We start from the raw sequence: 10,724 nt of genomic DNA on the forward strand, positions 1-10,724 counted from the left end.
ATGGGGGAGTGGGGTAATGGGTAATGGGGGGATCGTAAATCGGAGATCTCGCGCTATCCTCCTTATCGATTAGCCATCTTTACATTAGAATACTATCTTACCCTTGTGGTATTAAATTAAAACTTAAGCTTTATATAAAGTGGGGGTACTCATGGATCGCATGGGGAAACTGAAGGCGATTATTTTTGATGTAGATGGAACTCTGGCAGAAACGGAACGGGATGGTCATCGTTTAGCGTTTAATCAAGCTTTTTCCGAAATGGGATTACCTTGGCAATGGTCTGCCGAGTTTTATGGCCCACTTTTAGAAGTGTCGGGAGGAAAAGAGCGTCTGATAGCCTATGTTCATCAGTATCATCCCCAGTTTGAGCCGCCCGTAGAGCTGGAAGTTTGGGCAGCCCAATTGCATCGTCAGAAAACCAAGTATTATCGACAGTTGCTGTTAGAAGGTTCGATTCCTCTGCGACCGGGCATTGCACGGCTCATTACAGAGGCTAGAAGAGAAGGAATCCGATTGGCGATCGCAACAACAAGCATCCTACCCAATGTAATGGCTTTATTAGAGAAATTTTTCCATCCGACTATTTTTGAACTGATTGCAGCCGGGGATATTGTACCCCAGAAAAAACCGACTCCCGATATTTATCATTATGTTCTGGAGCAGATGAATTTATCACCGAGAGAATGTATCGTGATTGAAGATTCTCAAGCTGGGGTACAAGCGGCCACTCAAGCCGGTTTACCTACTCTAGTGACCCAGAATGAATATACCCAAGATCATGACTTTTCTGGCGCGATCGCCGTTTTAAGCGATCTAGGGGAACCGGATGCTCCCTTTGAAGTCATTCGCGGAGAGCTGGGAAGTGCTACCTATACCACCCTGGAAACCCTAGCCTTTTTGCAAAAGCAAGCATTGGGTAATGGGTAAGGGGAGATCAGTCCCCATCTGCGATCATTCAACCACTACCGTACCTTCATGGCTCGTTTTCACCCATTTTAAGGTTTTGGGACGCACCGCAATTCGGGCGGATGTACTGGCCACCACTAAAAGCCAATGGAGCATATAAACCGTTCCCCTCAAGGTTTGCCAAAGGAGCGCGGGTAAATGGGTCACCCTACCATTGACTCGATTAACGCGCCGAATACCTTGAATCATGGCAATCACCGACATACTAATCATCAGGGTAGTGATGGGACTATAAACCGGCAGTCTATTTTTGGCGATCGCCATCAAACAATCAGGAATGGCGGCATTAGGAATAAAATATTGCATGATCCAAAATACCAACATATCCCAGGTTTTCTGCCAAGGCATCCGCCCACTAAAAATCAAGCGCCAATAATCCATATACCGTTGATATCCGCCTTCTGCCCAACGATTGCGTTGATGCCATAGGGCTAAAGCCGTAGTTACCCCTTCCTCTTGTACGGGAGGATCGAGAATAAAGTCCACATCCCACTGTTCCAAATGCAGACGTAGGGTTAAATCCAAATCATCGGTAATCGTCTCTTCATTCCATCCCCCACATTGTTCCAGTGCCGTGCGTCGGACAAATTGACCATTGCCCCGCAGCTCTCCAATTCCGCCCAGAGCAATCCGTTGTTGCTGGAAATAGGAATCGAGGGCCATTTCCGTAGCTTGACTTTGAGTCCAAAAATTCACCGGAGCATTGGCGATCGCCTTTTGCAATTGAATTGCCCCCACTTCTTGGCGATCGAACCCTGGCAGCACCCGCCGCAATAAATCCGGAGAAACTTGGGCATCCGCATCAAAAACCGCAACCACCTCCCCTTGCGTCAAAGGTAACACCTGATTAAGCGCTCCCGATTTCCCTCCTGTCGCTCCAGCCGATCGCCGCATAACCCGCAGATGAGGATACTCTTGACAAAGACCTTCCAAAACTTGGGGAGTCCGATCCGTACTATTATCATCAATCACCCAAACTTCATAGCGATCTAAGGGATACTCCTGAGTGCAGAGCATTTTCACCAACGGGGAAATCACCTTTTCCTCATTTTTAGCCGCCACCAATAAGGAGACAAAAGGCACATCTGAACCCGGTTCTAGAGCCATCGATTCTAAGGACGCTCTCGGTTGAGCCGTTAAGACTCGGATGGCATGAATCCCCATCAGGGCAAAGCTCCCCCAGATCAGCCACACACTCCAAGAGAGCAAATGCAGGGCGATCGTCCCACTCCAAATTACAATTAATAAAACCGCAGCTTTGCGTCTGCGGCCCTCATAGACAATCTGATCGAAACAGGAAGATCCGATCTCCCCCTGCACAACATCTTTAGATACGGGTTGAAAAATATGAGGATCGCCATTTAGGATTTTCTGGCGATCGTCGCTAGGATTGGACTTCTCCGACATAAGGTTATGGACGCTCTTATCCTGACTGAATATTTGGATCGATGCCCTCTGAGACCAGAGGGCATGTGCTTTATTGTAACGAACTGTGGATCGCTGCCTAGGGAAAGCGCGATCGATCCCTTCACATCTACTCAACCTTATCGGTGACAATGATAAGATAAAGTGGAAAATCATTATTGTTAAGACCGAGCGTGTAAATACAGCTCTTATGACTACTGACCTCAGTACCATTGAACCCGCCCAAGGCGGAGTGATCGGAGTTTATCAGCCTTACTACCAAGGTAATAAGCGTGCTGCCTTACCCTATGCCATAAGTTTGTTTGAAAAAACGTCCCTTGAAGGGGAACGGCGGATTGAACGGGGAGAAAGTATACCTTTTTTAGCCACTTGGTTTATTGTTTCCAAACTGCCCGCAGATGAGACGGTCTGTAGGATGCAGTTTGATGGTCAGTCAGAGCTGACCTATGAAGTGAAACTGCCCAATCATGAGTTTATTGAATTTTTGATTGATTTGTATGTCAATTGGCGAAGAACCAAAAACACCATAACTACCATTGATTTTTCCCAAACGTTCTACCGAAAACTATTACGATTAGATGACTAAGGAGCAATGATGATTAAACAGTTGGGAGTGCGTGCGTGACAGATATCAGTCAATATCTGCTGATAGGTTCCCTAGAATCTTACAGTGGTAAGTCAGCAACGTTATTAGGCATTGGGGCGCAACTGCAAGAGCGAGGCCTCGATATTGCCTATGGGAAGCCCTTATCGACAGGAAATGGAAACCTGATGGGCAAAGGGATGGATGAGGATGGGGCATTTATTGCACAGATTCTAGGTTTACCAACCGATCGCCTGTATCCAACCTTAATCTCCATGGATCGACAGACCATTGAGGGTCAGTTAACCGAGGCAGTTCCCGGAGATCCCCAGGTGGGGTTTCAACAGCATTATCCGACTACACCAGGTCAGTTGGTGCTGTTGGAAGGGCCAGGAACTCTAGATGAGGGCAGATTGTTCGGTTTGTCTTTAGGGCAGATGGCCGATCGCCTCTCGGCTGGAATTGTGTTGGTGATCCCCTGTGATGTCCAACAAATAATCGATCGCGCCCTTTCAGCTAAAGAGCGTTTAGGCGATCGCCTCCTGGGGATTATCGTTAATGATATTACCAGGGAGTTGATCGAACCCTTTGCCCAACACTATGTTCCCTATCTCGAAGCCCAAGGGATTCCCATTCTCGGACAGCTCCCTCGGAGTAATTTATTGCGAAGTATTAGCGTGCAGGAACTGGTAGAGCGTCTGGAAGCCACCGTAGTATGTCGCGACGATCGCTTAGATTTGATGGTCGAAAGTCTACGGATCGGAGCCATGAATGTCAATTCAGCTCTGAAATATTTCCGTAAAGGTGAAAATATGGCCGTGGTTACCGGAGGAGATCGCACCGATATCCAATTGGCCGCCCTGGAAACTTCAACCCAATGTTTGATCCTCACCGGCCATCTCTCTCCCTCAGAACTGATTATTAGTCGAGCCGAAGAACTAGAAATTCCCATTCTTACAGTAGATCTCGATACCTTAACCACCGTAGAAATTATCGACAATGCCTTTGGTACAGTTCCTATTCACGAACCCGTCAAAGCTAAGTGTATTTCTGAGTTGGTGGCGGCCCATGTTGACCTAGATCGGCTATTAGGCTGCCTCTCCTAGGAGATAGGGGAATGGGGGAATGGGGGAATAGGGGAATGGGGGAATAGGGGAATGGGGAAAATTACTTCTTGCCTCTTGCCTTTTGCCTATTCCCTGATTCCCCAGAATTAACCTTAAATTCAAATTATCTGCTAGAATAACTCCGTTGTAGCGCCTAGTTGTTATTGGCATTGAGTCAATCCTTAGAAATTCCTAAATTTGATACCCTAGAGCAAGAACTGGCAACGATCCAGCAAACTGGATCGAAGCGGTTGGCCCTACTCGGTTCTCGCCATGTTCCCATAACTCATCAACATCTGATTGAAACCATGAGTTATTCCCTGGTTCTATCGGGAAACCATATCATTACCTCTGGAGCCACAGGGACTAATTTTGCTGCTGTTCGGGGAGCCATGCGAGCCGATCCCAACTTGCTGACGGTGATTTTGCCCCAAAGCTTAGACCGTCAACCCAGGGAATCTCGGCAATTACTAGAAAAAGTAATTCACTTGGTCGAAAAACCGGAGAATAATCCATTATCTCTGGGTGAAGCCAGTTCGTTGTGTAATGCGGAAATCATTACCCGATGTCAGCAACTCATTTGTTTTGCCTTTCATGATAGTTCAACTTTACTGGAAACTTGCCGCGATGCGGAAGATCAGCGTAAGGTGGTAACTTTGTTTTATTTTGATTGAGAATCATGAGGTGATGGTTTTGTCCATTTCTGTCTCTGCTCTATTACTCTATGCGATCGCCGGAGCAGCCTTTTTAATTTATTTTCCCTTTTTCTGGGTAGCTTATGCTCGCTTTCAAGGGGGGATGGAGTATTTAGAAACCCCTAGAGCAATGGTGGATCGATTGCCTGATTATGCCAAACGAGCCACTTGGGCCCACCAGAATTCCATTGAAGCCTTTATGATTTTTGCGGCTGCTGCGGGGATGGCCTATGCCACTGGGGTAGACTCTAGAGTAGCTGCTGGGGCTGCCTTGGTCTTCTTGATCGCTCGTGGTTTATATAGTATCTTTTATATTCTTAACCTTCCCCTGGGGCGATCGCTGATGTTTGGTATTGGGTCTCTATGTAATTTGACTCTTTTTGCGTTAAGCTTCCTCCAAGTAAATGTCTAAGTTTTAGCCATCCCCCCAGTGGGGATGGGCTAATGGTGTTTGATAGTGTTTCTTGATTTCCTATGGCTTCCTCCTATTCTTTTGATGTAGTCAGTGACTTTGACCAACAAGAGTTAGTTAATGCTCTAGACCAAACCCAACGGGAAATTAAATCCCGTTACGATCTCAAGGACTCGAAAACCACGGTAGAGTTGGTAGACGATACCATTACCATTAATACAGATAGTAATTTAACCTTAGAGTCTGTTGCCACCATTTTACGGACAAAAGCCGCCAAGCGTGAGCTATCCTTGAAAATTTTCCAATTTGGAGATATTGAGGTCGCAAGCGGCAACCGGGTACGGCAAGAAATTAAGCTAAAACGCGGTATCGACCAGGATTTAGGCAAAAAGATTAATAAGCGCATTCGCGATGAATTCAAGAAGGTACAAGCTTCAATTCAAGGTGATTCTTTACGGGTTTCATCTAAGTCCAAAGATGAACTACAAGAGGTCATTCAAATGTTGAAACAGGAAGATTTACCGGTGGCTTTGCAGTTTACGAATTATCGTTAGTTTGGGTAATATAGCTAGTCTAAATGAGTTGTGCAACACTTCTAGCCCTCTCCCACGGGAGAGGGACTTCTGCTCCCATTCCCCTATTCGATGATAATTTCGACCCGACGATTGCGTTGTCGTTCTACTTCAGAAGTATTGGGTACTAAGAGGCGAGTTTCTCCATAACCGACGCGGAGAAAATGATAACCATCTCCTAACCCAGTATAGAGATACTCATAAACGGATTCTGCTTGTTGTAAGGAGAGTTCTAGGTTTTCTTGGGCATCTCCTAAATTATCAGTATAGGCGTTAATTTGAATGGTGGTTTGAGGAAAATTGCGTAAGTCAACGATGATACTATTAAGTAAGTCGGACTGCTTCGGATTTAAGGTGGTGCGATCGCCTTCAAAGAGCAAATCACTGGGTAAGGTGACCATAAAGACTTTCCCAGATCCATGAGAAGATTGACCCGATAACTGTTGCTCTAGTAAGCTCAGACGGGTTTTAATCGGCTTTTGAGACAAAGGTTGATTCAGTTGTTGTTCTAATTGACTCAGACGCTCTTCCCAGCTATTGAAGTCCGTTCGCAGTTCCTTTAGCTCCTCTAGGGCCTCCTGACGCTGTTCTAGACCCATGGGTGGTAAGGTCAAGGGGGCAGACGGCCACCATTGACCATTGAGGGGATCAAAAGGTTGCTGTAATACCCGTTCAATGAGGGGCATTTGGGGATTGGGATCGGGGTAAAAAAAGGCGATCGCGATGCCAATAATAAAAGCCATGGAACTCCCCACCCCCAGCAACAATAGGCGGAAAATCGTCACCAAGAGAAAAACCAGCACTGGCCTCTGGGGTGAGGGAGAGGGGGAAGTTGGGGGAGTGGGAGAACGAGATTCTTCAGTCACAGATTAAGCTATCCACAATCAGCCGAATGTGTCATGAAAGGCCCCGGATCGAGAGACCACAAAAATCGTAACGTAAGCTGGGCGATCGCGGCCAGAACACAAAGAAATTTTAAATCTCTTGAAGATCTCTTCCTTTTAAACCCCAATGCCCTGTACTCTGGAAGAATCAGGAAGGACTCATACTCCTCACTGGGGCTTTGCTTCTCACCCAATTCCCCATACGCGAGCTTGAAGTTCAATGCCTAAATTCCCTTGGAGCCGAAAAACGCTCTTACCCAAACCCTCTGTGCTACTGTTAGCACTATTACTGCTGCTGCTGCCTAAATCTGCAATGGCTGGGGCCATCTCAGATTTGGCCTCTGGTAATTCTACCCCTGAAGCTGCTGCATCTCCCATGAATCCAACTTCAGAATATAGCGATCCCCTCGATAGTCCCTATCCGATTCCCTGGAATTGGGTCATCAATAGCCATGCAGAAGTTTCTTCTACCGAAGGTTCAGCAGTTCGCTATTATCGGACTCCTTCCCTGATTTCTCCTGATGGTCAGTATGCAGCCTATAGTCGGATTCAGTTTCAGATCCGATCGCAACTGCATTCGAGCCGAGTAACCAGTGTGATGTTTTTGGAGAATTTGCAAACCGGTAATCTGGAAGTGATTACGGCTGCTTCTCCTTTGGCGAATAATCCCTTTGATGGTAATCCAGAAGCCCAACTGCCAGGGGTGATTACCATGTTAGTCCCGGTGTCTTGGTCAGAATTGGGCGATCGCCTCCTAGCCCGGCAATTTGAAGGGTTATTTAGCTCTTCGATGGTATCGGATTATGCGGTGATTTGGAACCGTAATCTCAATAAAACGACTACGGTAGCTCCGGCTCAGGTGAATTATAGCCATGCTGTACTGCTGGGCTGGTCAGAAAATAATGCTAACCATGTACTATTTAAAGCCGGTATTCTCGGAGATGAGAATTGGCCCCTGTGGGCAGTCAGTTCAGAGGGTAAAACGCTCCTGGCAACGGGCGATCGCCCCCAGACCTTTGGCCGTTCCGTTGCTGAAGCCTGGGCTGGCCCCCAAGCCTATTATCATCATTAAAAAAGCTGAGGGAATTCAGTGAATTCCCCAGCTTATTAAGGCTTTTAATAGACTTCTTTATCGCAAAGAGAGATCGTCTTATTGCATCCGATCGATCATGCGGTATTGAATGGCTTCGGCAATGTGGTTAGATTGCAAAGTATCTTGACCGCCTAAATCGGCGATCGTGCGGGCAACTTTGAGGATGCGATCGGTTCCCCTAGCGGATAATCCTAACTTGCGAATAGCGCCTTCTAGGATTTGCTGACAGGTGGGATCGAGTTGACACCACTGGCGCAGATGCTGGGTTTGCATATGGGCATTACAATGGACACTGGGATCGTCTTGGAATCTTATGCGAGCGCGATCGCGGGCGATTTTCACCCGTTCAAGTACCACTGCTGAAGGTTCTCCACTACTGTGTTGGGTGATTTCTTCGGGTTTGAGACGGTTAACGGCTACCTGTAGATCGATGCGATCGAGTAATGGCCCGGATAATTTCGCCCAATAATTGATCCGTTGGCGTGGAGAACAGGTACAAGTTTGAATAGAATCGCCATAATAGCCACAGGGACAAGGATTTGTAGAAGCAATGAGGGTAAATTGGGCGGGAAACGTAACGCTTTGACGAGCGCGGGAAATGGTCACTTCTCCATCTTCGAGGGGTTGGCGGAGGAATTCGAGAACATTGCGTTTAAATTCGCTCAGTTCATCCAAAAATAAGACACCCTGGTGAGCGAGGGAAATCTCGCCGGGTCTGGGATAGCTGCCACCCCCGACGAGGGATGCACCGGAGGCGGAATGGTGGGGACTGCGAAAGGGGCGATCGCCCACTAAAGAGCCTTGATTTTTCAATAAACCCGCCACCGAATGAATCTGAGTTACTTCTAAGGCTTCCTCAAAGTCTAATGGGGGTAAAATTCCCGGTAAACGCCGGGCTAACATGGTTTTTCCACTGCCTGGAGGGCCAACAAAGATTAAATTATGACCGCCAGCAGCCGCAATTTCTAGGGCGCGGCGACCCTGGGCTTGCCCTTTGACATCCTGAAGATCTAAAGCTTTAACTGATGAATTCGAGGAGCGTTGCCATCCATCAAATTTTACTGGTTCATAGCGATCGGGCTGACTGAGGAAATCCCCAACTTCGGAAAGGTGTTTAAATCCATACACTTCTAAGCCACTGACGAGGGCGGCTTCTTGCACATTATCTTCTGGAACCACCAAGCCAGCGATGTCTAATTTCTCGGCAGCAGCAGCGATGGGCAAAACCCCAGCCACTGGGCGCAAACTCCCATCTAAGGAGACTTCCCCCAAAAACAGATAATCTCCGAGTAACTGAGGATTCACCTGTTCTGAAGCGGCTAAAATGCCAATACTAATCGGTAAATCAAAACTCGGCCCCTCTTTACGCAAATCTGCGGGAGTTAGATTAATCACGATTTTTCGCATGGGAAAAGCGTATCCCGAATTTCTCAGGGTTGCCTTCACCCTTTCCCGCGACTCTTGCACTGCTGTATCTGGTAAGCCGACGACGACGATCGCCGGTAAGCCTCCAGATACATCCACTTCAACCCCCACCTTAATGGCGTTGATTCCGACTAGGGATGCACTCCAGACTCTAGCTAACATGGGTTATGAGTTATTGGTAATTGACGAATTCGAGATCCCCCGATCCCTTATTAGTCTAATTCAGCAGGTTTATTTTGTCGCACGGTTTCGATCAAAGCACCGATCGCAAAACCAGACGCTGCCCCAACGATGGCATAGGTACGAGGCGATCGGGATGTACTAAATCCTTGGACAAATTCCGGTCGGTAGACTAAATCACAGCATTGAAATTGTCGTTGAGATATTTTCGATACCGATAAGCCAAACACAATCCCGATCAAAGCAGTGACGGCTCCGGAAAAAACAATTAATCTAAGATTCATGATTTTTTCTCCATTTTTGTCTCGATTCTGGAGTTCTACATCCATGATAACAGCCGGAAGCCTGTTTATCCTAACGGTGTAGAAGTTAGAATGGATTTAGAAACCTATAATCGATATTTTCTACCACTGGAAAGACCGTATCAAGGCGGAGAATATAGAGAATTGCCGATTTTAAACCAATATCCTAGGGTGCTAAAACCGAGGTAATCAAATGAGCGATCACTTCTGGAATCAAATTAAGTCGAAGTATCGGTTAAGTGAACTGAGTTAAATCAAGATAAATCTACGGTGACTTATTTATGTTAAAATGTTTATGAGATTTCAACATAAACCAATTTAATTTAGATGCAAATTCCATCAGAAATACAAAAGATAATTGACCGAATTTATTTAGAAGTTGAGCAAATCGAAGCCGAAGCAACCTTCGGACTAAATATACTCAGGCGAGTCATGTCAAAATTTCCGGAAAATGCTATACTGTTACAATACTTTGCCTACTTAAATGCCTTGCTATTTTTCACGACCACTGCTCGTCAACAAATTCAGAATATGGTGAACGTTTTCTCTGAAGCAAATCTTTCATTAGATGTGATTCAGGAAACGGGAGAAGATTTAGGAATTTTACTGGGTAAAGCGATTGAAAGTAAACTGCGAGTAGAAAAAATTGTCAATTTTTTGAGGGAATTACCATGAAAGAACTACCAGATGAGCAAAAAATGCTGGAAATGCTAGAAGTTTTTAAAGAATCAGAAGAAAAGGCTAAAGAAATGTGCGAATTTGCCACAGCTATGGCTTTAAAGTATCAGCGAAAAATCAGAGAAATATCTCCAGCTAATTCCAGGCAAGTGAGTGGTGTAGAGTAAAGGTTAAAGAGAATAAACTGCGATAGTAAATTAGAAGGCGATCGCCGTCATCAGTTTAACCAAACTAATCATGGTCAAATTCGCTGGATCATTTATATCAAGTCCGATTGTTCATGTCCGCGAAGCGGAAATACCATGATTAAAAACTTAGGGAGCGAGACGCTCCCACTCCAGCAATATCAAGGGATTAGAGGAGTGCGGGCATCTTGCCCCCTTCTTCACCCTTTATCCGGAC

Annotated in this window: 14 protein-coding genes; 9 read left to right on the forward strand and 5 right to left on the reverse strand. The window is 46.2% G+C overall.

Going from position 1 to position 10,724, the window contains the following annotated elements; genetic code table 11:
• The first annotated feature begins 160 nt into the window (after positions 1-160).
• Entirely contained in the window at positions 161-928 is a 768-nt protein-coding gene (locus PMG71_RS21505; protein ID WP_347179364.1) for an HAD family hydrolase, read from the forward strand.
• Between the two features lie 24 nt (positions 929-952).
• On the opposite strand, the gene PMG71_RS21510 is transcribed toward PMG71_RS21505, so the two are convergent.
• The gene (locus PMG71_RS21510) at positions 953-2,374 is read right to left on the reverse strand and encodes a glycosyltransferase family 2 protein (protein WP_283755787.1); all 1,422 of its coding nucleotides are present in this window, start codon (positions 2,372-2,374) and stop codon (positions 953-955) included.
• Between the two features lie 208 nt (positions 2,375-2,582).
• On the opposite strand from PMG71_RS21510, the gene ebsA reads away from it, so the two are divergent.
• The 5 genes from ebsA (at position 2,583) to PMG71_RS21535 (ending at position 5,742) form a co-directional block, all read left to right on the forward strand.
• Positions 2,583-2,978 (forward strand): type IV pilus biogenesis protein EbsA, encoded by a 396-nt coding sequence (gene ebsA / locus PMG71_RS21515; protein WP_283755788.1) that lies wholly within the window; start codon positions 2,583-2,585, stop codon positions 2,976-2,978.
• 35 nt (positions 2,979-3,013) lie between these two features.
• The gene (locus tag PMG71_RS21520; protein ID WP_283755789.1) at positions 3,014-4,081 is read left to right on the forward strand and encodes a phosphotransacetylase family protein; all 1,068 of its coding nucleotides are present in this window, start codon (positions 3,014-3,016) and stop codon (positions 4,079-4,081) included.
• A 170-nt stretch (positions 4,082-4,251) separates the two neighbouring features.
• Positions 4,252-4,755, forward strand: coding sequence for a DNA-processing protein DprA (locus PMG71_RS21525; protein ID WP_283755790.1), 504 nt, complete (start codon positions 4,252-4,254; stop codon positions 4,753-4,755).
• 19 nt (positions 4,756-4,774) lie between these two features.
• Complete coding sequence (locus PMG71_RS21530; protein WP_347179361.1) at positions 4,775-5,188, forward strand: MAPEG family protein; 414 nt, start codon at positions 4,775-4,777, stop codon at positions 5,186-5,188.
• A gap of 62 nt (positions 5,189-5,250) precedes the next feature.
• Entirely contained in the window at positions 5,251-5,742 is a 492-nt protein-coding gene (locus PMG71_RS21535; protein WP_283755792.1) for a YajQ family cyclic di-GMP-binding protein, read from the forward strand.
• Positions 5,743-5,825: 83 nt separating this feature from the next.
• On the opposite strand, the gene PMG71_RS21540 is transcribed toward PMG71_RS21535, so the two are convergent.
• Together PMG71_RS21540 and PMG71_RS21545 are read right to left on the reverse strand one after the other, a co-directional pair.
• Positions 5,826-6,626: an OmpA family protein gene (locus PMG71_RS21540; protein ID WP_283755793.1), complete on the reverse strand. Its 801-nt coding sequence runs from the start codon at positions 6,624-6,626 to the stop codon at positions 5,826-5,828.
• A gap of 204 nt (positions 6,627-6,830) precedes the next feature.
• Positions 6,831-7,022: a hypothetical protein gene (locus PMG71_RS21545; protein WP_283755794.1), complete on the reverse strand. Its 192-nt coding sequence runs from the start codon at positions 7,020-7,022 to the stop codon at positions 6,831-6,833.
• Between PMG71_RS21545 and PMG71_RS21550 the strand changes: the two genes are divergently transcribed.
• The gene (locus PMG71_RS21550; RefSeq protein WP_283755795.1) at positions 7,021-7,716 is read left to right on the forward strand and encodes a hypothetical protein; all 696 of its coding nucleotides are present in this window, start codon (positions 7,021-7,023) and stop codon (positions 7,714-7,716) included. The two genes, PMG71_RS21545 and PMG71_RS21550, sit on opposite strands and share 2 nt — an antisense overlap.
• Before the next feature lie 78 nt (positions 7,717-7,794).
• Here the strand turns inward: PMG71_RS21550 and PMG71_RS21555 are convergent, their stop codons facing one another.
• Together PMG71_RS21555 and PMG71_RS21560 are read right to left on the reverse strand one after the other, a co-directional pair.
• Positions 7,795-9,324 carry a YifB family Mg chelatase-like AAA ATPase gene (locus PMG71_RS21555; RefSeq protein ID WP_283755796.1) on the reverse strand — a complete coding sequence of 510 codons (1,530 nt, stop codon included), beginning with the start codon at positions 9,322-9,324 and terminating at the stop codon, positions 7,795-7,797.
• A gap of 50 nt (positions 9,325-9,374) precedes the next feature.
• A complete protein-coding gene (locus tag PMG71_RS21560; RefSeq protein WP_283755797.1) occupies positions 9,375-9,626 on the reverse strand; it encodes a hypothetical protein in 252 nt (83 codons plus the stop codon).
• A gap of 345 nt (positions 9,627-9,971) precedes the next feature.
• Here PMG71_RS21560 and PMG71_RS21565 point away from each other — a divergent pair, with 345 nt between their 5' ends.
• Together PMG71_RS21565 and PMG71_RS21570 are read left to right on the forward strand one after the other, a co-directional pair.
• Positions 9,972-10,319 carry a hypothetical protein gene (locus tag PMG71_RS21565; protein WP_283755798.1) on the forward strand — a complete coding sequence of 116 codons (348 nt, stop codon included), beginning with the start codon at positions 9,972-9,974 and terminating at the stop codon, positions 10,317-10,319.
• On the forward strand, positions 10,316-10,489 hold the full coding sequence (locus tag PMG71_RS21570; RefSeq protein ID WP_283755799.1) for a hypothetical protein: 174 nt from the start codon (positions 10,316-10,318) through the stop codon (positions 10,487-10,489). The genes PMG71_RS21565 and PMG71_RS21570 overlap by 4 nt, the downstream gene beginning before the upstream one ends.
• Positions 10,490-10,724 lie beyond the last annotated feature (235 nt).

The organism is Roseofilum acuticapitatum BLCC-M154 (assembly GCF_030068475.1).
GTDB classification, from domain to species: Bacteria; Cyanobacteriota; Cyanobacteriia; order Cyanobacteriales; family Desertifilaceae; genus Roseofilum; species Roseofilum acuticapitatum.

Excerpts from the sequence above, each read along its gene's own strand:
- PMG71_RS21505 (WP_347179364.1), top strand. The coding sequence starts at position 161 with ATGGGGAAACTGAAGGCGATTATTTTTGATGTAGATGGAACTCTGGCA.
- PMG71_RS21510 (WP_283755787.1), bottom strand. The coding sequence starts at position 2,374 with ATGTCGGAGAAGTCCAATCCTAGCGACGATCGCCAGAAAATCCTAAAT.
- ebsA (WP_283755788.1), top strand. The coding sequence starts at position 2,583 with ATGACTACTGACCTCAGTACCATTGAACCCGCCCAAGGCGGAGTGATC.
- PMG71_RS21535 (WP_283755792.1), top strand. The coding sequence starts at position 5,251 with ATGGCTTCCTCCTATTCTTTTGATGTAGTCAGTGACTTTGACCAACAA.
- PMG71_RS21550 (WP_283755795.1), top strand. The coding sequence starts at position 7,021 with ATGAATCCAACTTCAGAATATAGCGATCCCCTCGATAGTCCCTATCCG.
- PMG71_RS21545 (WP_283755794.1), bottom strand. The coding sequence starts at position 7,022 with ATGGGAGATGCAGCAGCTTCAGGGGTAGAATTACCAGAGGCCAAATCT.
- PMG71_RS21555 (WP_283755796.1), bottom strand. The coding sequence starts at position 9,324 with ATGTTAGCTAGAGTCTGGAGTGCATCCCTAGTCGGAATCAACGCCATT.
- PMG71_RS21560 (WP_283755797.1), bottom strand. The coding sequence starts at position 9,626 with ATGAATCTTAGATTAATTGTTTTTTCCGGAGCCGTCACTGCTTTGATC.
- PMG71_RS21565 (WP_283755798.1), top strand. The coding sequence starts at position 9,972 with ATGCAAATTCCATCAGAAATACAAAAGATAATTGACCGAATTTATTTA.
- PMG71_RS21570 (WP_283755799.1), top strand. The coding sequence starts at position 10,316 with ATGAAAGAACTACCAGATGAGCAAAAAATGCTGGAAATGCTAGAAGTT.